This is a genomic window from Nocardia sp. NPDC102475 (assembly GCF_055584605.1).
The window spans coordinates 34,913-60,242 of sequence record NZ_JBVJLS010000033.1 but is presented as its reverse complement, the minus strand read 5'-3'; the positions used below and the strand labels follow the sequence as shown (position 1 = coordinate 60,242).

Annotated in this window: 23 protein-coding genes; 9 read left to right on the top strand and 14 right to left on the bottom strand. The window is 65.7% G+C overall.

The features are described from left to right. Window positions 1-24 precede the first annotated feature (24 nt). Entirely contained in the window at window positions 25-789 is a 765-nt protein-coding gene (locus ACZ60G_RS39025) for an IclR family transcriptional regulator (protein WP_465816993.1), read from the bottom strand. Between the two features lie 196 nt (window positions 790-985). On the opposite strand from ACZ60G_RS39025, the gene glpK reads away from it, so the two are divergent. The 3 genes from glpK to ACZ60G_RS39010 all read left to right on the top strand — a co-directional run bounded on the left by glpK (window position 986) and on the right by ACZ60G_RS39010 (window position 5,082). Continuing rightward, entirely contained in the window at window positions 986-2,455 is a 1,470-nt protein-coding gene (gene glpK / locus ACZ60G_RS39020; protein WP_465817027.1) for a glycerol kinase GlpK, read from the top strand. A 47-nt stretch (window positions 2,456-2,502) separates the two neighbouring features. Continuing rightward, window positions 2,503-4,182: a glycerol-3-phosphate dehydrogenase gene (gene glpD, locus ACZ60G_RS39015; RefSeq protein ID WP_465816991.1), complete on the top strand. Its 1,680-nt coding sequence runs from the start codon at window positions 2,503-2,505 to the stop codon at window positions 4,180-4,182. Between the two features lie 132 nt (window positions 4,183-4,314). Then, window positions 4,315-5,082, top strand: a complete 768-nt coding sequence (locus tag ACZ60G_RS39010; RefSeq protein WP_465816989.1) for a hypothetical protein — start codon at window positions 4,315-4,317, stop codon at window positions 5,080-5,082. 66 nt (window positions 5,083-5,148) lie between these two features. Here ACZ60G_RS39010 and ACZ60G_RS39005 read toward each other — a convergent pair whose 3' ends face one another. Genes ACZ60G_RS39005 through ACZ60G_RS38995 form a run of 3 tightly spaced genes read right to left on the bottom strand, consistent with a single transcriptional unit; the run spans window position 5,149 to window position 9,036 of the window. Further along, entirely contained in the window at window positions 5,149-5,604 is a 456-nt protein-coding gene (locus tag ACZ60G_RS39005; RefSeq protein ID WP_465816987.1) for a hypothetical protein, read from the bottom strand. Beyond that, complete coding sequence (locus tag ACZ60G_RS39000) at window positions 5,597-7,558, bottom strand: primary-amine oxidase (protein ID WP_465816985.1); 1,962 nt, start codon at window positions 7,556-7,558, stop codon at window positions 5,597-5,599. Before ACZ60G_RS39000 ends, ACZ60G_RS39005 begins: the two co-directional genes overlap by 8 nt. A 20-nt stretch (window positions 7,559-7,578) precedes the next feature. Beyond that, window positions 7,579-9,036: an APC family permease gene (locus ACZ60G_RS38995; protein WP_465816983.1), complete on the bottom strand. Its 1,458-nt coding sequence runs from the start codon at window positions 9,034-9,036 to the stop codon at window positions 7,579-7,581. A 197-nt stretch (window positions 9,037-9,233) separates the two neighbouring features. Between ACZ60G_RS38995 and ACZ60G_RS38990 the strand changes: the two genes are divergently transcribed. Both ACZ60G_RS38990 and ACZ60G_RS38985 read left to right on the top strand, forming a co-directional pair. After that, window positions 9,234-10,745, top strand: a complete 1,512-nt coding sequence (locus tag ACZ60G_RS38990) for an APC family permease (protein ID WP_465816981.1) — start codon at window positions 9,234-9,236, stop codon at window positions 10,743-10,745. Then, a complete protein-coding gene (locus ACZ60G_RS38985; RefSeq protein WP_465816979.1) occupies window positions 10,742-11,431 on the top strand; it encodes a helix-turn-helix domain-containing protein in 690 nt (229 codons plus the stop codon). The genes ACZ60G_RS38990 and ACZ60G_RS38985 overlap by 4 nt, the downstream gene beginning before the upstream one ends. Window positions 11,432-11,473: 42 nt before the next feature. On the opposite strand, the gene ACZ60G_RS38980 is transcribed toward ACZ60G_RS38985, so the two are convergent. The 4 genes from ACZ60G_RS38980 to ACZ60G_RS38965 all read right to left on the bottom strand — a co-directional run bounded on the left by ACZ60G_RS38980 (window position 11,474) and on the right by ACZ60G_RS38965 (window position 16,672). Continuing rightward, entirely contained in the window at window positions 11,474-12,700 is a 1,227-nt protein-coding gene (locus ACZ60G_RS38980) for a cytochrome P450 family protein (protein WP_465816978.1), read from the bottom strand. Between the two features lie 11 nt (window positions 12,701-12,711). Next, window positions 12,712-13,974, bottom strand: coding sequence for a cytochrome P450 family protein (locus tag ACZ60G_RS38975; RefSeq protein WP_465816976.1), 1,263 nt, complete (start codon window positions 13,972-13,974; stop codon window positions 12,712-12,714). A 605-nt stretch (window positions 13,975-14,579) separates the two neighbouring features. Next, window positions 14,580-15,227, bottom strand: coding sequence for a response regulator transcription factor (locus ACZ60G_RS38970; protein WP_465816974.1), 648 nt, complete (start codon window positions 15,225-15,227; stop codon window positions 14,580-14,582). Then, the gene (locus tag ACZ60G_RS38965) at window positions 15,224-16,672 is read right to left on the bottom strand and encodes a sensor histidine kinase (RefSeq protein WP_465816972.1); all 1,449 of its coding nucleotides are present in this window, start codon (window positions 16,670-16,672) and stop codon (window positions 15,224-15,226) included. The genes ACZ60G_RS38970 and ACZ60G_RS38965 overlap by 4 nt, the downstream gene beginning before the upstream one ends. Before the next feature lie 128 nt (window positions 16,673-16,800). Here ACZ60G_RS38965 and ACZ60G_RS38960 point away from each other — a divergent pair, with 128 nt between their 5' ends. Then, on the top strand, window positions 16,801-17,751 hold the full coding sequence (locus ACZ60G_RS38960; protein WP_465816970.1) for an SDR family NAD(P)-dependent oxidoreductase: 951 nt from the start codon (window positions 16,801-16,803) through the stop codon (window positions 17,749-17,751). 367 nt (window positions 17,752-18,118) lie between these two features. Here the strand turns inward: ACZ60G_RS38960 and sigJ are convergent, their stop codons facing one another. Then, window positions 18,119-19,009: an RNA polymerase sigma factor SigJ gene (gene sigJ / locus ACZ60G_RS38955; protein ID WP_465816968.1), complete on the bottom strand. Its 891-nt coding sequence runs from the start codon at window positions 19,007-19,009 to the stop codon at window positions 18,119-18,121. Between the two features lie 138 nt (window positions 19,010-19,147). Between sigJ and ACZ60G_RS38950 the strand changes: the two genes are divergently transcribed. The 3 genes from ACZ60G_RS38950 to ACZ60G_RS38940 all read left to right on the top strand — a co-directional run bounded on the left by ACZ60G_RS38950 (window position 19,148) and on the right by ACZ60G_RS38940 (window position 21,487). Further along, window positions 19,148-19,777 carry an NADPH-dependent FMN reductase gene (locus ACZ60G_RS38950; protein ID WP_465816966.1) on the top strand — a complete coding sequence of 210 codons (630 nt, stop codon included), beginning with the start codon at window positions 19,148-19,150 and terminating at the stop codon, window positions 19,775-19,777. Then, entirely contained in the window at window positions 19,743-20,234 is a 492-nt protein-coding gene (locus ACZ60G_RS38945) for a YybH family protein (protein ID WP_465816964.1), read from the top strand. The genes ACZ60G_RS38950 and ACZ60G_RS38945 overlap by 35 nt, the downstream gene beginning before the upstream one ends. A 362-nt stretch (window positions 20,235-20,596) precedes the next feature. Further along, complete coding sequence (locus ACZ60G_RS38940) at window positions 20,597-21,487, top strand: MHYT domain-containing protein (RefSeq protein ID WP_465816963.1); 891 nt, start codon at window positions 20,597-20,599, stop codon at window positions 21,485-21,487. 6 nt (window positions 21,488-21,493) lie between these two features. Here the strand turns inward: ACZ60G_RS38940 and ACZ60G_RS38935 are convergent, their stop codons facing one another. The 5 genes from ACZ60G_RS38935 to ehuB are packed head-to-tail and all read right to left on the bottom strand — an operon-like array spanning window position 21,494 to window position 25,311. Further along, window positions 21,494-22,231 (bottom strand): glutamine amidotransferase, encoded by a 738-nt coding sequence (locus tag ACZ60G_RS38935; protein WP_465816961.1) that lies wholly within the window; start codon window positions 22,229-22,231, stop codon window positions 21,494-21,496. Window positions 22,232-22,256: 25 nt separating this feature from the next. Then, the gene (gene ehuA / locus ACZ60G_RS38930) at window positions 22,257-23,021 is read right to left on the bottom strand and encodes an ectoine/hydroxyectoine ABC transporter ATP-binding protein EhuA (protein WP_063040680.1); all 765 of its coding nucleotides are present in this window, start codon (window positions 23,019-23,021) and stop codon (window positions 22,257-22,259) included. A gap of 4 nt (window positions 23,022-23,025) precedes the next feature. Beyond that, the gene (ehuD, locus tag ACZ60G_RS38925; RefSeq protein WP_465816959.1) at window positions 23,026-23,694 is read right to left on the bottom strand and encodes an ectoine/hydroxyectoine ABC transporter permease subunit EhuD; all 669 of its coding nucleotides are present in this window, start codon (window positions 23,692-23,694) and stop codon (window positions 23,026-23,028) included. Next, window positions 23,694-24,419 (bottom strand): amino acid ABC transporter permease, encoded by a 726-nt coding sequence (locus ACZ60G_RS38920; protein WP_465816957.1) that lies wholly within the window; start codon window positions 24,417-24,419, stop codon window positions 23,694-23,696. Before ACZ60G_RS38920 ends, ehuD begins: the two co-directional genes overlap by 1 nt. A gap of 4 nt (window positions 24,420-24,423) precedes the next feature. After that, complete coding sequence (ehuB, locus tag ACZ60G_RS38915; protein ID WP_465816955.1) at window positions 24,424-25,311, bottom strand: ectoine/hydroxyectoine ABC transporter substrate-binding protein EhuB; 888 nt, start codon at window positions 25,309-25,311, stop codon at window positions 24,424-24,426. Window positions 25,312-25,330 lie beyond the last annotated feature (19 nt).

Sequence of the window (25,330 nt, the reverse complement as noted above, 5' to 3'; positions counted from 1 at the left end):
TTGGTGCAACATGATGTACGAAATTCATTGTCCGGCACCGAGATCCCGCGATACCGCATGCGCGGCATCGCGGACGTGCCCGACCAGTGTCGGCCGGTGCCGCAGTTGCGGATCACAGAGCCGGTCGACCGGACCGCTGATCCCGATCGCACCGACCACGAGTCCGCCGTGTGTCCGGATCGGCGCGGCGATACCGGCCACACCGGACCGGAATTCCTCGGTCTCCCCGGCCCATCCGGCCTGCCGGACCGCGGCAAGCGCCCGGGAGAGCGCCGCCCGATCGACAATGGTGCGCCGGGTGAGCGGCGCCAATTCACCACCGCGAACAGCGACGGCCAGCTCGGCGTCATAGGCGAGCAGCACCTTGCCGAGCGCGGTCGCGTGCGCCGGTAGCAGTTCACCGACCTCGAGCGCCTGTTCGGTGTTGTCCGGCCGGAAGACGTGGTGCACGACCACCACGCTTTCGTCCGCCGCGGCACCGATTCGCACCGACTCCCCGGTCCGCGCGGCCAGGGCATCGGCCCAGTTGATCGCCCGCGAGCGCAGTTCGTTGTTGTCGAGATAACTTGTCCCGAGATGCAGTACGGCCGCGCCGAGCTGGTACTTGCCACTGGCCTGATCCTGTTCGACGAATCCCACACCCTGCAATGTGCGCAGAATGCCGTGCGCGGTCGGCTTGGCCAGCCCGAGCGCACCCGCGATTTCGCCGACCCCGAGGCGGCCGGAACCCCGAGCGAGCAGCTGCAGGACGGCCGCCGCTCGTTCGATCGATTGGATCGGACCGGGCATACGCCGAAACCTACATGGCGATGGCCATCACAACCGTTCGGCATTGTCGAACGCACGCTATGTCCGTTTCGGCAATCCGCTAATAGCGTCGGCCCCGACGGCCGCAACCGCGGCAGTCTTTGCAGACGGAGGCTCACCGGTGAAACTCGGCTCGTACGTCGGCGCCATCGATCAGGGCACCACGAGCACCCGCTTCATGGTGTTCGACCACGGTGGCAACGAGATCGCCCGCCACCAGCTCGAGCACGAGCAGATCCTGCCGCGCGCGGGGTGGGTGGAGCACAACCCGACCGAGATCTGGGAGCGCACCCGTTCGGTCATCGTCTCCACCCTGAACAAGGCAAATCTCGTCGCGAGCGATCTGGCAGCGGTCGGTGTGACCAATCAGCGCGAAACCACCGTGGTGTGGAATCGCCGGACCGGGCGGCCGTATTGCAATGCCATCGTCTGGCAGGACACCCGCACCGACAAGATCGCCGCCGAACTGGAACGTGCGGGTCACGGCGAAATCATCCGCCGCAAGGCGGGTCTGCCGCCCGCAACCTACTTCTCCGGCGGCAAGCTGCGCTGGATCCTGGACAATGTGCCCGGCGTCGCCGCCGATGCGGACAGGGGCGAGGCCGTCTTCGGCACCACCGACACCTGGCTGCTGTGGAATCTCACCGGCGGCATCGACGGCGGCGTGCACGTCACCGATCCGACCAATGCCAGCCGCACCATGCTGATGGATCTGGAGACCTGCGACTGGGACGACGAACTGTTGTCCCTCTTCGGAATTCCGCGAGCCATGCTGCCCACCATCGCGCCCTCGTCGAATCCGGAAATGTTCGGCATGACCCGCACCGACGGACCGTTCGGCGGCGAGGTGCCGCTGGCGGGTGTGCTCGGCGATCAGCAGGCGGCCACCGTCGGTCAGGTGTGCTTCCGCCCCGGCGAGGCCAAGAACACCTACGGCACCGGAAACTTCCTGCTGCTCAATACCGGAACCGAACTCGTGCGCTCCCAGCACGGACTGCTCACCACCATCGCCTACCAGTTCGGCGACGAGAAGCCGGTGTACGCGCTGGAGGGTTCGATCGCGGTCACCGGCTCGGCCGTGCAGTGGTTGCGCGATCAGCTCGGCATCATTTCCGGTGCGGCACAAAGTGAATCGCTGGCCAGGCAGGCCGAGGACAACGGCGGGGTGTACTTCGTGCCCGCATTCTCCGGCCTGTTCGCACCGTATTGGCGATCGGACGCGCGCGGGGTGATCGTCGGGCTGTCGCGCTACAGCACCAATGCCCATCTCGCACGGGCCACGCTGGAGTCGATCTGCTATCAGACCCGCGATGTCGTCGAGGCCATGGAGGCCGATTCCGGTGTGCGCCTGGACACATTGCGTGTAGATGGTGGCGTCACGGCCAATGAACTGTGCATGCAGCTGCAGGCCGACTTCCTCGATGTGCCGGTCTCGCGGCCGGTGGTCGCGGAGACCACCGCACTCGGCGCGGCCTACGCGGCCGGACTGGCGGTCGGATTCTGGAGCGACACCGACGAACTCGTACAGAACTGGCACGAGGACAAGCGCTGGACACCCACATGGACCGCGGAGCAGCGCGAACGCGGTTACGCACGTTGGAAAAAGGCGGTCTCGCACACGCTCGACTGGATCGACGTCGAGGACTGACCACCCCATTTCGAAGACGCAGTAGCACCGAAACAAGGAGACATACCGTGTCCGCACGCTTGGACTCGAACTACCGCGCCAATGCATTGAACACATTGGGCGACAATGAAATCGACGTACTGGTGATCGGCGGCGGCGTGGTCGGCGCCGGTGCCGCCCTCGATGCCGCCGCCCGCGGCCTGACCGTAACCCTGGTCGAGGCAAGGGATTTCGCGGCTGGCACCTCGAGCCGATCCAGCAAGCTCATCCACGGCGGCCTGCGCTATCTGGAGCAGCTCGACTTCTGGCTGGTGCGCGAGGCTTTGAAGGAGCGCAGCCTGCTGCTGCACCGGCTCGCCCCGCATCTGGTGCGCCCGGTGTCGTTCCTGCTGCCGCTGCAGCACCGGGTCTGGGAGCGCGCCTACATCGGCGCGGGCGTCGCGTTGTACGACACCATCGGCGGGGCCAGGGCGCTGCCCATGCACCGGCACCTGTCGCACACGCGCGCGATGGAATTGGCGCCCGCACTGCGCGACGATGCGATGATCGGTGCGATCCGCTACTTCGACGCACAGGTCGACGACGCGCGCCACACCATGACCATCGCCCGCACCGCAGCCCAGCACGGCGCGACGGTACTCACCCGCACCAAGGTCACCGGACTGTTGCGCGACGGCGAGCGGGTAGTCGGCGCGCAGGTCACCGATGTGGAGACCGGTCGCGAATACACCGTGCGCGCCCGCCGGGTGATCAGCGCGACCGGCATCTGGACCGACGAGATGAACAAGATGACCGGCGTGGAATTCCCGTTCCACGTGCGCATGTCGAAGGGCGTGCACATCCTGGTCCCGCGCGAGCGGCTCGACCTGGATACCGGTCTGATCATGCGGACCGAGAAAAGTGTGCTGTTCGTGATCCCGTGGGCCCGGCACTGGATCATCGGCACCACCGATACCGATTGGGCACTGGACAAGAACCATCCGGTCGCCAGCGATGCCGATGTGCAGTACATCCTCGATCATATGAACGCGGTGCTGCGAGAGCCGTTGACCCGCAACGATATTGTCGGCACATACGCGGGTCTGCGCCCGCTGCTGTCGGGCGCGTCCGCCGATACCGCGACGCTCTCGCGGGAACACGCTGTCGCGGAACCGGTTCCGGGTCTGTTCGTGATCGCGGGCGGTAAGTACACCACCTACCGCGTGATGGCCGCCGATGTGGTGGACGCGGCCGTCGAGGGGCTCGGTCGCGCGGCCGCGCCGTCGGTGACCGAACACCTGCCGCTGCTCGGTGCCGTCGGCTACCAGGAGCTGGCGGCCGATGTGAACAGCGTCGCGCAGCGGGCCGGTCTGCCCGTCGCGACCGTCGAGCACCTGCTCGGTCGCTATGGTTCGGGCGTCGCCGAACTGTTCGATCTGATCGCGGCCGAACCGGAGTTGGCCGAGCCGCTGCCCGGTGCCGGTGAGTACCTCGGTGCCGAGGTCGTCTACGCGGTGACCCATGAGGGCGCACTGCATCTCGACGATGTCCTCACCCGCCGCACCCGCATCTCGATCGAGACCGCCGACCGCGGCCTGACCGCCGCACCCGCGGTCGCCTTCCTCATGGGCGCGCGACTCGGCTGGGATGCCGCGAGCACGGACCACGAAATCACCCGCTACCGCGAGCGGGTCGAGGCCGAACTTGCAGCCAACAAGGCCGCCGACGACGAGTCGGCCAATGCGGCCCGCTTGGTCGCCGTGGCCTGATCCGAGTCGATTCGGCCCGGTGCGGACACCCCCGCACCGGGCCGAATCGGCTCGACAAAAATGGGTTCATCCGAAAGGCAGGCGGTCCCGAATATAGGTAAGTAATCATCGATGTTCGGAATGAGGTAATCCATGGGTAAACATCGACCCACACATCCGGTTCGTCTCATCCGTCGACGGACAGCCACACTGGTTTTGGCCAGTGCGCTTCCCCTGTCCGCCGCCCTGATCAGCACCACACCCGCCAGCGCCGAGTCGCAACCACTCGGCACCGCGACGCTCTCGCAGACTCCATATGGACTGGCGCTCATCGCCGATCCATCGGCTCCGGTCGACGATCCCGCCGTATTCGCGCCCTTGCCGCTGCGCGACGCCACCGCACCGGTGGCCGAGCCGGACGCCACGGTGCCGGACATTCCGGACGCGGCACAGCCGGAACAAGTCCCGCAGGCCACCAATCGCATCCGCATCGGCAATATCCAGGTCGATCGCCCGGACTTTCTGCCGCCCGAACTGGCCACCCAGATCAATGACGCTTCGGCAGGCACCGAATCCGCGCTGTCCCAAGGCCTGCAGTCGGCAGGCGTCGAGCGCGCTCGTTCGGACCAAATCGCCAGTGCTGTCGTGGGTGACGCGGTCGTAGGCGCGTCGGTGGGCTCCACCCTGGCGAGCCCGCTCGCCGCCACGAGTGCCGTCGTCGGGGCGGCCGCAGGTCTCATCGCCGGGATCCCATTCCTCCCAGCGGGCTTGGTGGTCGTCCCCATTCTCGGCGCGGCCATCGGCTACGCGGTGATTGCCATCCCGGCCGCCGCGGCCGGCGCCGTCGCCGGCGCGGCCGTCGGAGTTGTCCACGGTGCCGTCACCCCGATACCAACCGAGGAGCAACCGACGATCTCATGACGCACGTCGCGCGGCAATTGCCGGATATGACCGTTGCCGCGGGTGCACAATCCTCGCGTGAGCCCGTTACACCGAATCAGCCGAGCGGTGCTGGCGTTCCTGCTGGTACTGCTGGTCGGCAATCACCACCCCACGCGTCGTGGCAAAAACGACGGAGGCGGCGAAGAGGGCTTCGAATACGGCAGCGCCGAGGGTAACGGCTTGGAGCGGGTCGAGTGAGCCGTTCGCGGGTGCGTTGGCGCCGTGGTGCACGTGCCCGACCGCCGTCGACATCGAGAAATGCACCGCCACCATCACCAGGTTCAGCAGCGCCGCCAGCCCGAAAGCGTCGGTGCAAGGGCGGATCCACAGGGCAGGGACACAGCGCAGACATGCCAGTGCCAAGGTGAGGACAACGAGGCCGTGGAGCAGGCCGTGCGCACCGACACCGGCGAGGTGCAGACCGGAACTAGCGATGGAACCGATGGCGAGCAGGCGGCCCAGGATTATCGTCCCGGGCCGCGTGCGGGGTGAATCAGCCACCATGACAATGGGATTCGTGTGCCGGACCGCAGTGATCACTGGTTGTCGCCGGGACATTCAGCACCGGGTTGGCGGCGAAGAATCCATAGGGCTTCAGCGTGAATCCACAATAGTCGGTGGGCATTACCGGCCAATCCTCAGTGCGCGGGAAGTGGGTGAGTCCGAAGGTGTGCCAGACCACGATGTCGGCACCGTCGAGGGATCGGTTCGCGGCCATATAGGCAGGCAGGCCGTCGCCACCCGGATTCTGGTTGACCAGATCGCCCGCGGGGTAACGCTCCTCGGGGGCGTAGCGGGTTACCCAGAGTTGTTTGGTTGTGTAGGTGGCCCGGGCCGCGATCGAGGAGGACGGGTCGGCGAGCAGGGTGGGTGTTTGCTCCGGGTACAGGACGTAGGCGGTCGGTGCACCCATGCGATTGGTCTTTTCGGTATTGACGATGTGCCATACCCGGCCGACCGAGGCGTCGGCGTCGCGCGCGCCCTCGGATTCGCTGGTGATGCGGGTGGATTTCGCGGTGAAGGCATTGCCGAACGGATTCGCCTCGCTGAGCGGCACCCGTTGCACCTGCACCTCGTCGACCGCATTGGTCAGACCATCGACCATCATGTCCAAACGTGCGCTGAACAAATGCTGGTGATACGGCAGCCCGAGACCGGGCGCGACTTCGCTTTGGTAGGGCGAACCTTCGGGCGGGTAGGCGGCGGTGAACGCGACGCCGGTCAGCTTGGCCTCGCATTCGATGGTGCCGTCCAGGTACAGATACCAGTAGAACCCGTAGTCATAGTTGCCGACCGTGGTGAAGAAGCTGATGACGAGGCGACGCTGCCGCCGCACCTCACTGACTCCGGTGAACAGGTCGGTGTGCTTCCAGAGCGTGCCGTAGTCCTCCTCGTGCATGCAGATCGCGTTCTCGATGGTGCGTGGCATACCGAGTTCATCGCTGAGAGTGGCATCGAAGTAATGGATTTCGCCCAGGCAGTCGCATCCGAGGCGCAACGAATTGGCGAATCGGCCGAATAGATATTCACCGGTGTCGAAGTAGTTCTGCCAGTAGCGATTCGGGGACGGATCGGCGTAGGGCACAACCATTTCCGCGATGGAAGCCCGATAGAGCACCGGCCGGTATTCCGCGCCGTCCCGGAATGCCAACTGCCGCAGGATCAATCCCTCACGCGCGTCGAATCCGATGCTGAGCCGCCAGTTGGCCCATTCGATCCGATCACCGTCGACGGTGAAGCTCGGCCCCTCTGGCTGGCTGATCTCGATGGGACGCAACCCCTCCAGTGGCGCACCGGCCTGCGCCGGATCCTGGAAGTTGCCGGGTTCCGCGGGCACCTCGAATGTGCGGAAGTCGATCAGGTCGACCAACTCATGCGCAATGATGTCGACATAGGCGCACAGGCCGTCGACCGGATGCGCCCACGGGTGATCCAGCGGATGGTCCTGGCGGAAGGCGAATACACGAATAATGCGGCGCCCCCGCTCATTCGGTATGTCGTAGTGCCCGGCGGACAGCGGCACACAGACGACCGACTCCGGGTCGACACCCCGCTGCCGCAGCGCGGCACACCACCGCTCGTTACCGGCGAGCACCGTGCCGACCTCCGCGAACTCCTCTTCGAGAATCGGAACCTGGCCGCGCGTACCGTCGATCGGTGTATCGGTGCGGATCACACCCGCCGTCAACGACACCGAGACATCGCGCGCCGCGCCGGAGGCGAGGTCCAGCAGCAGCACTCGCACCAACCGCTCCGGTGCGGGCCCGGTCCCGGCTTGATAGGCCAGCACCTGCGCCTTATCGGGTTCGTTCAATCCCACGTATACGAATCGGCCGGTCGCCGCGAGCAGGCCCGCATCGGCGACGACCGCGCGCACCATGGTGATCTCGTCGGCGGAGAGGCTTTCGAGTACCCGCACATCGGTTGCGCGAGTATCGAATTCGATGATGGACATGGCAGGTCTCCTCTGGAAGTTCAGGCGGCGATCGCGTGGGCGATACCGTCGTAGGCGGTGCGGTTGGTACGGCGCAGAGCCTGCGCCTGCGCGATCCCGGCCAGCGGAAACGCCGCCGTGACGAGCAGCAGGATCACGGCGAGCGTGGTCGATCCACCGATCAGGGTGGGGAAGTTCGCAACGATGATGCCCGCGGCCACCAGCAGGCCGACCAGGCCGAGCGCCGGGGCAATGCGCGTGTGCCAGCGCCGGGTATCGGCGCGGGTGCGCGCGAAGTAAACGATGACGGCAAGGCAGGTCGTCGCCATGAGCACCGCGACGCCCAGCGTCGCTACTCCCGAGAACCAGGTGAAGACCTCGAGTTCGGGATCAAGTCGGCACAGCGCGAACACGGCCACCAGCGTTGCCGCGGTGCCGGTCTGCACCAGCGACGAGGTGTGCGGCGACAGATGTTTGGCGTGCACGCCCGCCAGCGCACCTGGCAGCACACCCGTCGAGGCCATCGAATGCTGGTACCGCGCGACGACATTGTGGAACGAGAGCACACACGCGAACAGGCTCGTCAGCAACAGCACATTGATCGCGACGGCACCGACCGAGCCCAGATAGTCCGAAGCTGTCCGCACGATCATGCCCGCCGGATCCTCGGCGGCGACCGCGACCACCTGCTCCGGGCCCCACGCCATGACCAGCGCCCAGGTTCCGAAGGTGTAGAACACCCCGATCGAGATCACCGCCGCATAGGTGGCCCGCGGAATCGTCCGGTGCGGATCGCGCGCCTCGTCCCGGAAGATGGCGGTCGCCTCGAAACCGATGAATCCGGCCAGCGCCATCATCAAACCGATACCGGGCGAACCCGATAGCGCGGCGCTCGGGGTAAAGGGCTCGAGCGAGAGCCCATCGGCCCCACCGCGCCCCATTACCACCGCGGCGAGTACGAGCACGATCCCCACTTCACCGATCAGCAACAGCCCCAACACCTTCGAACTGAGCTCGATGTGCCGGTACCCGAGCACACCGACCGCCGCGACGACCAGCAACGCATACACGTACCAGGGCAGGTCGGGTCCGCCGATATCGACGACCGACCGTTCGAGCGCTGCGCCGAGATACCCGTAGACCGCCACCTGGATCATCGTGTAGGTCAACAGCGCCAGATACGCCGCGCCCAGTCCCATCGGACGTCCGAGCCCGTAGCCGACATAAGTGAAGAAGGCCCCGGCCTTGGGCACGTAACGGCTCATCGCTGCGAGGCCGACCGAAAAGAACAGCAGCACCACGGCGGACACCACGAACATGGTCGGATATCCGGGCCCGTCGCCGATCAGCATGCCGATCGGCGCCGCGCCACCGATCACGGTGAGCGGCGCGGCCGCCGCCACCACCATGAAGACGATGGCCCCTGGACCGAGCGAACCGCGCAGACTACCGAGCGGCGGGGATGCGGCCGTCGCGTCGAGCGGGGAATTGGCGACCATGGTGAACCTCCGAAACAGGCGAACATTTGCGATGCACACACTGTTGGCGGGGGCCTTTGCCGAAGAGTCACCCAGCGGTAAAGGTCAGCGGTGCGCCGAATGAGACCGCGGATCCGATCGCCGCCTCGTTTGCCGATCACCCACAGATGACGCGACAGCAACATGTCCGAAACACGCGGTTCCTACATTCCGACCGTATGAACGCTCACGTCAGCGCCCTGGACCGGGCCATTGCCGATCCCGAGCCGGTGACCGGCGTGGGTATGACATCGCCGATGTCCGGCCTACATCGGCGCACCCTCGGCTTCGGCGATGTACTGGCGCAGTCGGTCTCCGCTATCGCGCCGTGCGCCGCGGCAGCCACCGTGCCCGGGCTGCTGGCACTGTACAGCGGCAACGCGGGACTGTGGGCCGCGCTGATCGGCGTCCTGCTCACCCTGCTCGCGGCGGCGACGATCAACCAGTTCACCAAGCGCATCGCGACCGCGGGATCGCTGTACACCTTCACCGCCAAAGGGCTCGGCGCGACGGCGGGGTTCGCGAGCGGGGTGAGTCTGATCCTCGGCTATGGCTTCATCTCGATGTACGCCTTCGCCAATGTCGGCTTCCACGTGTCGAATCTGCTCGGCTACGTCGGATCCGGGCCGACACACGGGCTGATCGTTCCGTTGCTGTGCGTCGCCACGTGTGGAGTGCTGTGCACCGTCGTCATGGTGCGCGGTATCCGGTTATCGGCGCGGATCAGCCTGCTGGTCGAGTCGGTCGCCGTAGCCGTGCTCGTCGCACTGGTCGTGGTGCTGTTCATCGGACAGGGCAGTCGGCCCACCTCCTGGGAGCTGATCGCGCCGCATCAGCTGAGCCTCGGTCAACTGGTCACCGGGGTGGTCATCGCGATCACGGCCTTCGTCGGCTTCGAGAGCGCCGCATCGCTCTCGGTCGAGGCCCGCCGCCCCTTCGCGACCGTACCGCGCGTCCTGACCTGGTCGCCGATCGCGGCGGGCCTGCTCGTGGTGGCCGCGACCTCGGTGCAGACCACCGGATTCCGGGCGGCCGACGTCGCGCTCGGCGAGGATGTCACGCCGGTGGCCGCGCTCTCCGCCTATTACGGCGTCGGCTGGATCACCCCGATTCTCGATATCGGGGTCGCGGCATCGTTTTTCGCGTGTGCGCTCGCGTCCTCGACGGCGCTCGTGCGGGTGCTGCTCGCCCTGGGGATCGACGGTGTGATCCCGGCGACCGTCGGCCATACCCATGCGCGATTCAAGACACCGCATATCGCGATCTACACCGCGATGCCGGTTCTCACCATCGGTCCCATCATCCTGTTACTCGCTGGTGCGACCTCGAGGCAGGCCGTCGGCATTCTCCTGGTCGTCTCCGCGGGCGGGTATGTGCTGGCCTACACCTTGGTCTGCGTCGCCGCCGTATTCTTCCTGCGCCGGATCGGGGAGCTGACGATGTGGCCCGCCATCGGAGCGGCGAGCGCCGCAGCCTGTCTCGGTGGCTGCCTTGTCGTGTATCTGACCAGAGAATCGAACAGCCCTCGGGCAGTGGGTGTTTGGCTTTTCCTGGGCAGCGTCGCGCTTGCCCTCGGGTGGTTCGTCCGCGCGCGACTGCGGCTGCTCCCTCGGATCGGTACCCATGACACCCCGATCCGAGACGAGGTCCTTGGGGGTGCACCGACCGGTTCCGACCGGCGGTCGCGGTGACCGCCTCCGGAGCGCTCGGCGGCCGACAACCCAAGGCCGTACTCAGCGCGCTGGTCGTGCTGGAGGAGGTGGCGGCCTGCGGACCGGGCGTCACTGCCCGCGAGATCAGTCGCAACCTCGCGATGCCGAAGGCAACCATCTACCGATTGCTCAATCTCCTTGTCCAACAGGAATATCTGGTCCGCACACCCGATCTCAGCGGCTTCGCGCTCGGCAGCAAGGTCACCCAACTCGCCGGAATGGCCGCTCCGCCGACCATTCCGACCGCCGCCGCGGACATTCTCGACCGCCTGCGCGGCCGTACCCGAGGCGGCATCCACCTTGCGGGATACCACCGCACCGGCACGACCCGCCCACTTGTCCGTATCCTCGACGCCGACCCCGAATACCCGATCGAGCACGAACAATTGGTCATCCGCGAGCTGACCGCCTCCGCAATCGGCCGACTCGCCCTCGCCGAATCCGATCCGGGTACCGATATCCGTCGGCATGGCTTCGCGATGCAACTCGATGAACTCCGCCCAGGTTCCGGCTGCCTCGCCGTCCCCATCCGCAACCGCGCCGGCACCCTCGTCGCGGGCCTCACCCTCTCGACCACCTCGGCCCGCCTACGCGACCCCGAGTCCGTCCTGGCCCTATTGCTGCCCCAACGCCGACAACTCGAAATCGTGCTCGCCGAGCGGTGATACGTCGCGGGGGTGCCGATCTGGCGGCACCCCCGGGCCGTGCTACTCGGCGTCCAGGAAAACCGGCAGTGTGCGGTGTCCGTTCGAAATGAAACTGCCGACCGGCGCCAATTCCGCCGGATCCACGGCCAAGCGCATATTCGGGAAGCGCTCGAAGATGGCCGGGAGAGCGATCGTCGCCTCCAGCCGAGCGAGCGGGGCGCCGATGCAGTGGTGCGCGCCGTGCCCGAAGGACAGATGCTCTTTGTTGACCCGGTGCAGGTCGAACGTCGCAGCCGTGGCACCGTGCAGGTTCGGATCGCGGCCCGCGGCGGCATAGGACGCCAGAATCGCTTCGCCCTTGGGAATTCGGATCTCCCCGAGCTCGATATCCTCGACCGCGTACCGCAGTGGCAGGTGCGCGACCGGCGCCTCGTAGCGCAGCGTCTCCTCCACCAGATCCGACCACGGCACCCGGCCCTCGACCAGATCGGCGCGCTGCTCGGGATGGGTGAGCAGGATGAAGATCGCCTGGTCGAGCAGATTGACGGTGGTCTCGTGACCGGCATTGATGACCAGCATCAGCGTGTCGACGAGTTCCTTCTCGCTCAGCTGCGAGCCGTCGTCCTCGTCGCGGGTGGCGATGAGGACACTGGTGACGTCGTCGCCCGGGGTCTCGCGCCGGTAGGCCACGAGTTCGCTGACGAGGCGGTACATCTCGAGGTAGTTGGCCTGTGCTTCCTCAGGCCCGAACGAGGTGTCGAAGAAACCGTCGACGCATTTGCGCAGACCGGGGCCGAGATGTTCGGGCACACCCATCATTTCGGTGATGATCTCGATCGGCACCGGATAGGCGTAACCCTCCCGCAGATCGGCCACCTCGCCCTTCGGGGTGGCCGCGAGCGCGTTCAGCAGACCCTCGGTGATCGCCTCGATGCGCGGGCGCAGCGCCGTGGTGCGACGGTGTGTGAACGCGGGCGAGACCAGCTTGCGCAGGCGGCGATGATCCGTGCCGTACGCGGTGAACATGTTGTCGACCGCGATCCACGGAAGCAGCGGCCACTCCTGGGTGATCTCGCCATTGATGAACGAAGACCAGTGCTGCCGTGCGTCTTTCGATACCCGCGGATCGGCGAGCAGACTCTTGAGCACGGCGGCATCTGTTACCGACCACGCGGGCACACCGCCGGGCAGGGCGACCAGCGCGACCGGCCCGCGCTCCCGGATCCGCTCGTTCTCGCCTTGGATATCGGCGCCGGTCAGATCCAGGACCAGCGGTTCATGCTCCATCGTTATCTCCTTTAGAAAACGGGCAGCGGAGGGGACTGGGGAAAAACGACCGGCAGCGCCGCCAATGCGCGGTGGAAGGGGCCGGGCCGCCAAGCCAATTCGTCCGCGGGCATGGCGAGTTCCATCTCGGGCAGTGCGTCGAGCAGCTGATCGATGGCGTCCTGAACGACCAGGTAGGCAACGGATTTCGCGGGGCAGGCGTGCGGCCCGGCGCCCCACGCCAGATGCGAGCGGTTGCCGGTGCGGTCGCCGCCGCGGATCGCCGGATCGTTATTGCAGCCCGAAAAGCTGACCACGACCGGCTGATGGGCGGGCAGCCAGGTGTTGTCGATGAGGATCGGCTGGCGCGGGTAGGTGATGCTGAAGTTGGCCATCGGCGGGTCGTTGAACAACACCTCGTCGAGTGCGTCGCGGGTCGAGAGGCTACCGCCGAGCATGTCACCGCCGAACCGGTCGTCGGTGAGCATCAGCAGCAGAGTGTTCGTGATCAGATTCTGCATCGGTTCGATGCCCGCACCGTAGAAACTGATCAGCTGGCATAGCATTTCGGTATCGTCGAGCTTGGACGGGTGGTGGGCCATTCGCGAGGTGACGTCGTCACCGGGCTCGGCCCGGCGTAGCTGCACCAGCTCCAGCAGCGCCTCGCTGAGCATCGCCATACCGGCGGCCGCCTCGATGGTGTCGAAGAGCATCGCCATACCGGTCGCGACCCGCTGCCCCAGTTCCGTTGGGCAGCCGACCATCTGGTTGATGACCTCGAAGACGACCGGCAGCGCGTACTGGGTGACCAGGTCGACCTCGCCGGCCTCGCAGAAGCTGTTGATCACCGGAATGGCGATCTTCTCGACCGTCGAATGCAGTTCGTGCAGATCGATTCCGTCGATGCTGCCGCTATACGCCTGCCGGTAGCGGGCATGCGCCGCCCCGGTATTGCGTAGTGCGTTCGGGTACCACATCATCATCGGCTTGACGACCGAGTCGTCGGGAATCGTCTGTTCCCAATGCCGCGGATCCGCCGGGAAGTGTTCAGGATCATTCAGGATTCGCACCGCGGTCTGATACCCGACCACCAGGGTCGCGGGCACACCAGGCGCCAACTCCATCGGCACCAGCGACCCGTACTGGCTGCGAGCCTCCCGATAGGCCCGATGCGGATCGGCGGCGAACTCCGGGGTATGCAACCGAACTCGAGGTTCGCCGGAATCGAGCGGTGAGCCGTGCAGCGCGGGGCAGACTCCGTTGGCGGTGGTGTGGGTTGCCGGTGGCGTGGTCAAAGGCGTGACTCCAGACGTTGGATCAGCAAGGAGGCCAGGATCAATGAAAGCACCGCGGCGATAACACAGCCTGCGGCCACAGCACTCAGTTCAGCCCTCCTCGCGACGCCGACCGCATGTGACCCCGGCCATGAGGTCCGCGTCGAGAACTCGGACCCTGGCGAGGCAACCACAGTCGACTGCGGTCACCCCACAGTCCCTGCAGGACAGGTGATTTCGACGCACAATCACCGGACGCCCTACCAGCCGCCCAGAACTCGACGACCCGCCCACGTTATCAGTATCCGGAAGAACTCTCTCCAGATCCGCCCGCAACGTCTGCGCACCCCGCGCAACCGGCAAATATGTTGAGCTGCTATTGATCGCGTCGCTCATCGAAGGTTGACGCATGCTCGACGGCGCATTCCTCGGGGCCGCTCAGTCGGCGCTGGGAAGTTCTGCTTCGCCTGCGGGCTGGCGGCCTGCCAGCGGCGCTGGCCTATCCGCAGTGAGCGTCGTGGCGTCGCCGAGCTACGGCCACCGGCTGCGTAGGCCGATCACGGCGAGGCAGACCTCATTGCGGTCACCACCAAGAGCCATCCACAGCAACGCGGACTCGGTCACCATCACCGGCCGCGCAAACCAATCACAGCAAGGCGAACTCGGTTACCTGCACCGGTTTTCATCATCAGGCTCGTGATATGAGTCTTGACCGTCGTCACACTCACGTGCAGGCAGTCGGCGATCTCGGAATTGGACAGCCCCTCCGAGACCAGCTGCAGCACTTCGCCTTCTCGGGCTGTCAGCCCGCCGGTGGTGGGCGCGGCCAGGGAAGTTTCGGACGCGGTATGGGCTGTGACCGCCGAATTCACCACCCGGCTCAGCACATCCGGCGAGAACGGCCGCTCTCCCGACGCCGCTCGGCGGATACCGTCGAGCAGATCGGTCGGCGAGGCATCCTTGACCAGGAAACCGACGGCGCCGGCGCCGAGCGCCGGGTACAGGTGATCGTCATCGTCGAAGGTGGTCAACGCCAGCACGCGGGTAGCCGGGTGGGCAGCGAGAATCGTTGCGGTGGCACGGATCCCGTCCATGCCGGGCATGCGCAAGTCCATCAGCACCACGTCGGGGCGAGTGCGATCGGCCAAGCGTACGGCGTCGGTGCCAGTTGCGGCCTCCCCGACCACCTCCAGATCGTCGGCGTTCTCACACAGCATGCGCAGCCCGGCCCGGACCAGCCGCTGGTCGTCAACGAGCAGAATACGGATGGTCACGGCGCCGTACCTATGGTCCGCCCAGGCAGGTGCGCCGCCAGCCGCCAGCCCGTCGCGGTGCTCCCGGCGGTCAGGCGACCGCCGAGCAGTTCCACCCGCTCAGCAAGGCCGACTAATCCCAGCCCTGTTGCCGCAGGCACCTTTTCGCAGTTCGGCTCGGTGTTGGACAACAGGAAGTCGACTCCATCGGCGACACCGATCACGAGCCGTGCCACGGCATCGGACCCACCATGTTTGACCACGTTCGCCAGTCCCTCCTGCGTCAAACGCAGCAACGTCAGAGCCGATATCGCGTCCACCGCGGTGACATCACCGATCTCGGTCTCCACTGCCGGTCCCAGCTGTCGGGTTCGCCGCACCGCCGCCTCGATCGCATCCGGCAGATCGCCCGGCGCGACGAAAGATTCCCCGGCCGCGTTCGAATCACGCAGGATTGCCACAAGTTTCCGAAGATCAGCCAGTGTTTCCTTCCCACTGGCATGGATGTCGTCGAGCACCTTCCGCACCGCGGGTGACGTATCGGACAGCGCATGCCGCGCCACACCGACGCGCAGGACCGTCGAGGACACATGGTGGGCGATGAGATCGTGCAATTCGCGAGCGATCGCGGTGCGCTCGGCGGCCCGCGCCGCCGCCACCGCGGTCTCGCGGTGCCGCGCGACCTCACGAGTCGCCTGCCGTGCCCGAGCAGCACTGTCCAACGCGGCCCGCAGCAAGCCACCGATCAGCAACGGCAGCCCCGCCATCACCACTGCCCGATATCCCGTCGCGCCGGTACCGCCGGCGGTATGCAGCAGATAGGCGGCGGAGAGGACGGCCGCGCCGAACCAGGGACGCCAACCTCCGCGGTGCACGGCGAGTTCGGTGAGCGCCACTGCGGCGGCCACCTTACCGACAATCGGCCCGGTATGACCGAACTCGAACCCGAGCGCCAAAAGCCCTGTTGCCGCCAGCGAGGTTGCCAGCGGCAGACGCGCGCCGCCCACTGTCACCAGCACCGCACCCATCCCGAGCACCCAGTCGACGACCGTGGGCGAGTCCCCTAGCCACAGCAGACATCCAACGGCCAGCGCCAACCAGACGCTCAGCCGGATCGGCAGCGATCGCCCGTCGAGCAGCCATTCGACGCCCCGCGCGACTCCGGGCTCGGGCCTGCGGAAGGTTGATCCGAGTGGCCCGCGAAGCCACGGCGCACCCCACCGGGGCCACCGCCAGATCCCGAACAACCCGCTCGCGTAGCGCCGGTCGACGACTGCGGATGCCGGCCGCATCGCGAACGGAAAGTCGCCCGGCACGTCCGCAGGCGTACCGGACAGCGGGACGTCGATACCCGGTGCAGGACCGGGCGAATCCATTGCTGCGCGGGTCTTACCCGGCATCGGCAGCACTGAGAACAGCCCGCCGGGCGCATCCATGTCGCGCGTCGCACCCGGAAAATCCACCACGCGCACATTATGCCGCTATACCGCTACCGCTGGTCTCCTACCAGCGGAGGAGGCGGCTCATTCCAGCGGCCACCCGAACGGGCCCGCGGTTCGATCCAGCGCGCACCGGAACTCGTGAGAGTGAACCCATGACCGACGATGCCACCGCTCCCCACACCTCCCCCGTCAAGCCGAGTCGCCGAAAACTTCTCGGCGCCGTGGCCGCGACCGGTATAGCAGCCAGTGCCGCTGGACTGGCCGCCGGTGTGGCACTGGGTACCGACTCCAATCCGCCCCGATTCCAACCGGCGGGCCGGCGCCGCTTCGAGAACCAGGTCGTGGTGATCACCGGCGCCACCTCCGGCATCGGTGCCGCCGCGGCGAAACTGTTTGCGGCCGAGGGTGCCCGGGTGGCGTTCTGCGGCCGCAGGGTCGAGCGCGGACACGGGGTGGAACGCGATATCCGCGCCGCCGGCGGCGAAGCCACCTACTTCCATGCCGATGTGCTCGTAGCGGACGATGTCCGCAAGTTCGTCGACGGGGCCGTCGACAAGTACGGCGGCCTGCACGTCGCGTTCAACAACGCGGGCATCACCATCCAGAAGAAACTGCACGAGTACAGCACCGAGGAATTCGACCGAGTGCTGCACACCAACCTGCGCGGCTGCTTCCTGGCGATGAAATACGAACTCCCGCATATGGTCCGTGCCGGCGGCGGCACGATCGTGGTGACCTCATCCTCGAACGCCCTCGCCACCGACGCCGGTCGAGCCGCCTACACCGCGAGCAAGCGCGGCCTGGTCGGCCTGGTGCAATCGGCCGCCCTCGACTACGCCGGCGACGGAATTCGCGTCAACGCACTCGTCCCCGGCACTACCGATACCGAATTAGTGCGCAATGCCACCCCCATCGGCAACCTCCCCGACGACGCCTATCAGGTGGCGATGAAACAGTGGGCGAAAACGAATGTCCCCGGCCTGGGCAGGCTCGCCACACCCGAGGAGATCGCATCGTTCGCACTCACCCTCGCCTCCGGCGAACATCCATACCTGACCGGGGCGCAGCTGGTCATCGACGGCGGCAAAACGGCGCACGCTTAAGGCCGATGTCCGGTCGGAATCTTCCGCACACGCCGCGGGCAGCGGCATCCCGGCCGACAGTTCGGATGCGCCTGTGGCGCGTGGGAGATCAATTCGGCTGCAATGCACCGTGATTCCCGCGGTCCCTGCCCCTGCACGGCGAACTCATCGCACTCCCCGACGCACCGTCGTGCTGCGGCCTGGACCTGTTCGCCGCCGAGCCCGGTTCGGCATCCGAACAGGCGCTCCGGAAACTCGGGAACCAGTAGCCCAGCTCGGTCCTCGGCGGATTCGTAGCGCATGAGATCGCGGCCCGGCTTCGCTTGGTCGGCGATCCGGTGTTTGCGACACCGCCCCGGCGTTGCGGCAGTTGGGACATTCTATTGATTCAGCCGACTGTCCAGGGCCGCAGTTTCTCCGGATTCCGGATCGCCCAGATGCGAGTGATCCGGCCGTCGGCGATGTCGAAGGCGTAAACCGACACGATGGTGTCGCCGAGCTGCGCCACCAGTCCAGGCTGGCCGTTGACCGTGCGCTCGAGCAGTGTTACCTCGGGGCCTCGGGCGGCAATTTCGATCCAGGCGCGCGCGATCTGCTCACCGCCGATGATCGGTTGGCGGAAGGCCGGGGCCAGGCCGCCGCTGTCAGCGGTCGCGGTCGCGGTCGGATCGAGCAAACCGATCAGGGCCTCGATATCGCTTGTCTCCCAGGCCCGTTTGAAGTCCCTGACCACATCGGAACGCTGGGCGCTCGACGGGCCCCGCGATGTGTCGATACGGCGGCGGGCAGAGGAGGCGAGCTGGCGGCAGGCCGCGGGAGTGCGGCCAACAACGTCGGCGACCTCGGCGAAGGAGTAGCGGAATACATCGTGCAGGACGAACGCCACCCGCTCGGCCGGTGTCATGGAATCGAGCACGACGAGGAAGGCCATACTGATCGACTCGTCCAGGGTGACCCGGTCGGCCGGATCGGTGGGGGCCGGACCACCGAACCATTCGGAGTGGCCGGGAATCGGCTCCGGAATCCATTCGCCCACATACCGTTCCCGCCTGGCTCGCGCCGAGCCGAGCAGATCGAGGCAGATCCGGCCGGCGACCGTCGTCAACCAAGCGCCGGGCACCGCCACCTCATGGCGCTGTCGCTCGGATAGCGCGTACCAGCGCACATAGGTCTCCTGCACCACATCCTCGGCCTCGGCGAGCGAGCCGAGCAGCCGATAGGCGAGATTGATCAGCTGACGGCGTTCACTGATCACCGAGCGCAGTTGCGGATCGGTCATAATGTTCGGCTCCTTCGGTCGATGCGTCTCTCACCGAATCCGACGAAATAGCGGCCCGAACTGTGAGACGACCTGACATTCCGACCGCCTGCATCGTCGGGAGGTCGTGACAGTTTCAGCAGACCAGGAGTTGCGGACATGATCAGAATCGCCATCATTCTCGGCAGTACCCGGCCCAACCGCAATGGCCCGCAGGTGGCCCAGTGGGTCCTCGACTCGGCATCGCGTCGCGGCGACGCCGAGTTCGAACTGATCGACCTGCGCGACCACCCGCTACCGCATCTCGACGAACCGGTTCCGCCGATGTTCGGCCCGTCGAGCCATGAACACACCCGCGCGTGGGCCGAGCGGATCGCGCCCTTCGACGGGTTCGTGATCGTGACCCCCGAGTACAACCACGGCCTCCCCGGTGTACTGAAGAACGCCATCGACCACCTGTTCCAGGAATGGGTCGGCAAGGCGGTCGGATTCGTCTCCTACGGTGCGGGTGGCGGCGTCCACGCGGTGGACCAGCTGCGGCTGATCTGCAGCACGCTGAGCATGGCTGGTGTGGGCCCCCAGGTCACGATCTCGCTGCACCACGATTTCGAGAACTTCACCACCTTCACGCCCGGCGACCGGCACGTCACAGCCCTGAACACGCTGCTGGATCAGCTCGTCGCATGGAGCAACGCACTCGCGCCGCTGCGGCGACCCGGCACCGATACCCCGCACACCATTGAAGGAGCCGATCATGACGACACCGAACGAATTTCAGTCACTCGCTGACCGAATCGAAACGCAACGCGAGGTGGATGAGGCCAAGGTTCGCCGGCAAATCGACCAGATAGTCGCAGCACTGCGAGCCAAGGATCTCGAGGCCCTCGAGCAGGTGTACACGACCGACGTCGTGTCATTCGATGTCGAGCCGCCGCTCCAGCATGTCGGGATAGTGGCGAAACTCGAGAATTGGACGAAGGTGTTCGCGGTCTTCGAAAGCGTGAGTTACGAGGTGCGCGACCTGACACTCACGATGGGCGACGAGGTGGCATTCGGGCACGCCTTCGCTCGCCTCAGCGGCACATTGCGAAACGGGTCGACCACGAGCGGTATGTGGGTCAGAGTCACGTACGGCCTCCGGAAGATCGACGACACGTGGTTGATCGCGCATGACCAAGTCTCGGTCCCGCTCGACATCCCGAGCGGGAAAGGAGTAGTCGACCTCGAGCCGGTGACGAAAATCTAGGGCCTTCTCCGACATTGACGAAGCCCCCGCTGCGCGGGGGCTTTCGTGCGTCATAGCGGATAGTTTGCGCCGGCCCGGCCGAAGCGGCACGCTGGCCGATTGCTCCGTGGACGTCCATCAGGGAACTATGCGTTAGCTGTGAATCTGGGACCCGCGCTGGCCATGAGCGTCTGGCCTGGCTATTGTCAGCGCCTGGCGGAAATATCACTGTAAATTTCCGCAGATCGTGAGGTTCCACCCGATGTTCATTGGTTTACTGCCGCTGTGCTCGACAGGCAGCTGGTTGCCGCCGACCGATAGCGGGTCACCCCTACTGACCAGCATTCGGCCGCCACGGCACAACTGGTGAACGCGGAGTACACATGCTAGAACTCGATCATTTCAGCCACGGCTGGTTGACCCCGGTCATGGCCTACCTCGTCTCCTTTATCGGATCCGGCCTCGCGCTGCGTTGTGTGACACACGCTCGGTCCTCCGATTGGCCGGCCGGGTGGCTGGCCACCGCCGCCGTCTCCCTCGGCGGGGCGGGCATTTGGGTCATGCATTTCACCGCCATGCTCGGCTTCTCCATCCACGGCGCCACCATTCGCTACGACGTTCCGATGACATTGCTCAGCGCGGTCATCGCGATCGTGGTCGTGTGGGTCGGGCTATCGATCGTGGTACGCGGTCGAAACGAGTTCGTGGCACTGCCGATCGGCGGCGCGGTCACCGGACTCGGCGTGGCCGCCATGCACTACCTGGGCATGTACGCGATGAAAACCACCGCACACGTCGAATACGACCGCAACACGGTGGTGGTGTCGATCGTGATCGCGGTGGTCGCGGCCACCGCGGCACTGTGGTTCATGCTGCATGTCCGCGGTCTGTTCGCCACCATCGGCGCCGCGCTGATCATGGGTGTCGCGGTGTGCGGAATGCACTACGTCGGGATGACGTCCATGCACGCCAGCCATGCCGACCACCAGGTCGACAGCGGCGGCATCGATCCCCTCCAGCTGGTGTCGCCGCTCATCGTGACCGTCACGCTGGTCATCATGATCCTGATGATCGTCGTCGGACTCGCCGAGATCGACGAGCGCAGCACCCGCGAAGCGCTCCCGGTCCGGCGCGAACCACGCGAATCGTCAGCCACGACGACCGGATCCTGGCCGGTGATCACCGACGTGCGCCCCGACTCCCCCAGCTGGGCGCTGCGTACCAGTTCGCGCACCGAACACCGAAGTCGCCATCGCCTCGACTCCGATAGGTAATCGGATCTATCCGTGGCAGTACCGCGCGACGAATCGGCTCAGAATCACACTGGGCACCGTGATCGATTCCCGATGACCTAGCTCGATCAGGTCCTCGGCCTCATGGGGTTCGAAATAGCCTGCGTGCCGGTAAACCTCGATGCGCAAAGCCAGTCCGTCGCTGTCCAATTCGGGATGGAATTGGGTCGCGTACACGTGCTGCCCGACGCGAATCATCTGCACCGGGCAATCGGCCGATCCGGCCAGCAGCACCGCACCGGGTGGCACCTCCTGACAGGCTTCCTTGTGTCCGACGAACGCTCGGAATGTCCGCGGAATACCTGCCAGCAGCTGGTCCGTGCGGCCGTGCTCGGTCAGATCGATGGTCTGCGCACCGACCGGTTCACTGTATTGCTGGACGCTCACCTCGCCGCCGAGCACGTCCGCGAGGATGCCCAATCCGTAGCAGGCGCCCAGATACGGGAAATCCCGGCCGACGATCTCGGTTATCAGCTTCTTCAGCTTGGGTTCGAATGTCCGCTGGTACCCGTATTTCTTGGCGTCCGGACTGCTGACATTGCTCGGCCCGCCACCGACGATGACCGCCGAGTAATCGTCGAGATCGATATCCGGGAATTCCTGATCCATCTGCACCCGGACCGTGTCACCCTCGGTGAGGTCGGCCATGCGCAGGATGGCGCGGCATTCGTCATCCGCGGCGGGTCGCTCCGGCCGCAACTGCAGGACTAGACACGGCTTGGTCATGCTTCAGATTGTGGAAGATCGGCGGTCAGTTTTCATCCAAGACCGCCTGTAAGAATTCGCGAGTCCGATCCTGCCGGGGATCGGTGAAGATTCGTTCCGGATCACCGTCCTCGAGCACGCGCCCCGCGTCGAACATCATTACGCGATCGGAAACTTTTCGGGCGAACTGCATTTCGTGGGTGACGCAGAGGAACGTGATCTCGGTATCGGCCGCGATATCCGCCAGCAGATGCAGGACGCCGGTCACCAACTCCGGGTCGAGCGCCGAGGTCACCTCGTCGAGCAGCAGCACTTCCGGCTCCATGGCCAACGCCCTGGCAATGGCGACTCGCTGCTGCTGGCCGCCGGACAGGTGCGCGGGACGGGCGTCGATCTTGTCGGTGAGCCCGACCAGTTCGAGCAACTTTCGCGCCCGCTCCTCGGCGGCATCCTTGGACTGGCCGAGACCGCGGACCGGGCCCTCGGTGACATTGCGCAGCACGGTCATATTCGGGAACAGATTGAACTGCTGGAAGACCATCCCGATCTTGCGGCGCATCCGGCGTAGGTGCGCCGGACCGGCGGGCACCAGTTTGTCACCGCGCCGCTGGTGGCTGAGCAATTCTCCGCCGACTTCGATGGTGCCCGCGTCTATCCGCTCGAGCCCCATGAGCAGACGCAGAATGGTGGTTTTGCCGGATCCGGACGGCCCGATCAAAGTGACGAATTCACCTGGCGCAATGGCGAAATCGAGTTCGTCCAGGCACACCGTGGCGCCGTAGCGCTTTTCCACACCGGTGAACCGGATCATCGGTTCAGACACGTCGTTCCAACTTTCGTACCAGGATCGAGCACGGATAGCTCAGCGCGAGGAAGGTCAGACCGGCCGCGAACCAGGCCTCGGGTCCCGCGCCGCCGGTATCGGCGGCGTACTCGGTTTTGACCTGATAAACCATGTCGAGGATGACGATCGAGGACAGCAGCGGCACCTCTTTGAACATGGCGATCATGTAATTGCCGAGCGCGGGCAGCACCCGCGGCACCGCCTGCGGCAGAATCACATCGACCCAGGTGCGCGTGCGCGGCAGATTCAGCGCCGTGGCCGCCTCCCATTGCGCAGCGGGCACCGCGTCGATGCCCGCGCGGAACACCTCCGAGGTGTAGCAGGCATAGTGCACGCCCAGTGCGGTCACGCCGACAACCAGCCGTTGGGTGTCGATGGACAGCCCGCCGAGCAGGTCCGGACGCACCACCCAGTACAGGAAAAAGACCTGCACCAAAAGCGGTGTGCTGCGGATGAATTCGATGAACGCCCACAGCAGCTGATCAACCACCGGAATCCGCAGCCGCCGGATCACCGCGAAGATCAGACCGAGCACATACGCGACCAGCGACCCGAGCAGGGTGTACTGGATCGTGACGAGCAGCCCGTCCCAAATGAAGGGAAAGGCATCGAAGAAGCGGTCCCACCGCCATTTCTCCATCAGACCCCCACATGTGCCGAGAGTCGAATGCTCGATCGCTTCGGCCGCCGCCCGACCCGCCGGGCCGCCAGCAGCTCCAGCACCCGCATGATCACCGTGATCACCACCGCGATCAGCAGGTACACGACCAGCTGAATCCCGTAGATGAGACCGAGTTCGCGAGAGAACGCAGGTACCGCACGCAGTTCATCAGCCTTCTTGAACACCTCGGGCACCGCGATAAAGCTCAGCAGCGCAGTTGCTTTCACGAGCTGGATGAACAGGTTGTTGAACGACGGCAGCATCTCCACCACGGCCTGCGGCAGGACTACCCGCCACATGCGTTGGGCCGGTGAGAGATTCAGCGCGATCGCGGCCTCGACCTGTGCCTGCGGCACGGATCCGATCGCACCCCTGACTATTTCGGCACCGTAGGCGCCATGGTTGAGACCGAGCACGATAATGCCGATGACCAGCAGACCCTTCGCCGTCGCACCGAGCGATACTCCGAAAAAGATCGGTATCGCCACCGCGAAGAAGAACAGCTGCACCACCTCCGAGCTGCCCCGGAACCCCTCCACATAGATGCGGGTGACGAACCGCACCGGCAGATACGGCGACAGCATGGCGATTCCGGCGACGAAGGACAGCACGACGGTCAGCGCGATGCCGCCGACCGCAGCCCACAGCGTGAAAGGAAGACCCTGGAGTACCCGCTCGAGGTAGGTCGAGAAATGCGACGACACGAGGTCAAGCCGTGCAGTACTGCTCGGCCGTGGCCGCCGGATCGGCCTCGTTCGCCTTGGTCAGGCCGAACGGCTCCACCAGCTTCAACCATTCACCGCTTTCGTGCAGTGCGCGCAGCTCGCGGTTGAAGTCCTCGCGGAACTTGTCATCACCGATGCGGAAGTTGAAGGTGCCGACATCCGGCTTATTGCCGAAGCGGAAGGACGGGCCGACCGCCAGGTTGGCGTCCGGATTGTTCTTCACCAGCCACGCGGCCGTGACGTCCAGCATCGCCGCGCCGTAGACATCCTTGTTGCGCACCGCGCGCAGGATGTCGTCCTGTTTGGCCATCGGCTCGATGAGTTGGGATGGCACACCCGAGGATTGCGCGTAGCCGTTCTCGACCGCGCCACCCAGCGTGGCTATCCGGACGTTCTCCCGGGTGATGTCCTCGAACTTGTTGATATTGCGTGGGTTGCCTTCCGGCACCAGGAATGACGAACCGACCTGGTAGTCGGGAGTGGCGAATGCCGAACTCGCACACCGCTTCGGATTGATGAACATGCCCGCCGCGACGAATGCGTAGTTCTTGGCCCGAACGCCGTCGATCAGTCCGTCGAAATCGGTGACGACGCCTTCGATTTCGTTGATGCCGAGTCGTTTCAATACCGCGCGGGCGACGGTCGGCGCATATCCGGTCAGCTGGCCGTCCGCGCCGAGGAAGGCCCACGGCGCCTCGTTGGCGAAGCCGACCTTGATCTTGCCCGAGGATTTCGCATCCTCGTAGGTCACCGCCGCCGCATCGTCGCCGCCCAATCCGCAGCCCGCTACCACTACGAGGCTGGCCGCGGCCACCGCAGCGGCCATGGCGCGACGCAATCGCCTGCGCGCACCCTCGAATTCGAACTTCATGACCCAGTCCTTCCGCAGA

Excerpts from the sequence above, each read along its gene's own strand:
- ACZ60G_RS38935 (WP_465816961.1), bottom strand. The coding sequence starts at position 22,231 with ATGACCAAGCCGTGTCTAGTCCTGCAGTTGCGGCCGGAGCGACCCGCC.
- ehuD (WP_465816959.1), bottom strand. The coding sequence starts at position 23,694 with ATGGAGAAATGGCGGTGGGACCGCTTCTTCGATGCCTTTCCCTTCATT.
- ACZ60G_RS38940 (WP_465816963.1), top strand. The coding sequence starts at position 20,597 with ATGCTAGAACTCGATCATTTCAGCCACGGCTGGTTGACCCCGGTCATG.
- ACZ60G_RS38990 (WP_465816981.1), top strand. The coding sequence starts at position 9,234 with ATGAACGCTCACGTCAGCGCCCTGGACCGGGCCATTGCCGATCCCGAG.
- ACZ60G_RS38945 (WP_465816964.1), top strand. The coding sequence starts at position 19,743 with ATGACGACACCGAACGAATTTCAGTCACTCGCTGACCGAATCGAAACG.
- ACZ60G_RS39000 (WP_465816985.1), bottom strand. The coding sequence starts at position 7,558 with ATGTCCATCATCGAATTCGATACTCGCGCAACCGATGTGCGGGTACTC.
- glpK (WP_465817027.1), top strand. The coding sequence starts at position 986 with ATGGTGTTCGACCACGGTGGCAACGAGATCGCCCGCCACCAGCTCGAG.
- ehuB (WP_465816955.1), bottom strand. The coding sequence starts at position 25,311 with ATGAAGTTCGAATTCGAGGGTGCGCGCAGGCGATTGCGTCGCGCCATG.
- ACZ60G_RS38950 (WP_465816966.1), top strand. The coding sequence starts at position 19,148 with ATGATCAGAATCGCCATCATTCTCGGCAGTACCCGGCCCAACCGCAAT.
- ehuA (WP_063040680.1), bottom strand. The coding sequence starts at position 23,021 with ATGATCCGGTTCACCGGTGTGGAAAAGCGCTACGGCGCCACGGTGTGC.
- ACZ60G_RS38960 (WP_465816970.1), top strand. The coding sequence starts at position 16,801 with ATGACCGACGATGCCACCGCTCCCCACACCTCCCCCGTCAAGCCGAGT.
- sigJ (WP_465816968.1), bottom strand. The coding sequence starts at position 19,009 with ATGACCGATCCGCAACTGCGCTCGGTGATCAGTGAACGCCGTCAGCTG.
- ACZ60G_RS38995 (WP_465816983.1), bottom strand. The coding sequence starts at position 9,036 with ATGGTCGCCAATTCCCCGCTCGACGCGACGGCCGCATCCCCGCCGCTC.
- ACZ60G_RS38980 (WP_465816978.1), bottom strand. The coding sequence starts at position 12,700 with ATGGAGCATGAACCGCTGGTCCTGGATCTGACCGGCGCCGATATCCAA.
- ACZ60G_RS39025 (WP_465816993.1), bottom strand. The coding sequence starts at position 789 with ATGCCCGGTCCGATCCAATCGATCGAACGAGCGGCGGCCGTCCTGCAG.
- ACZ60G_RS39010 (WP_465816989.1), top strand. The coding sequence starts at position 4,315 with ATGGGTAAACATCGACCCACACATCCGGTTCGTCTCATCCGTCGACGG.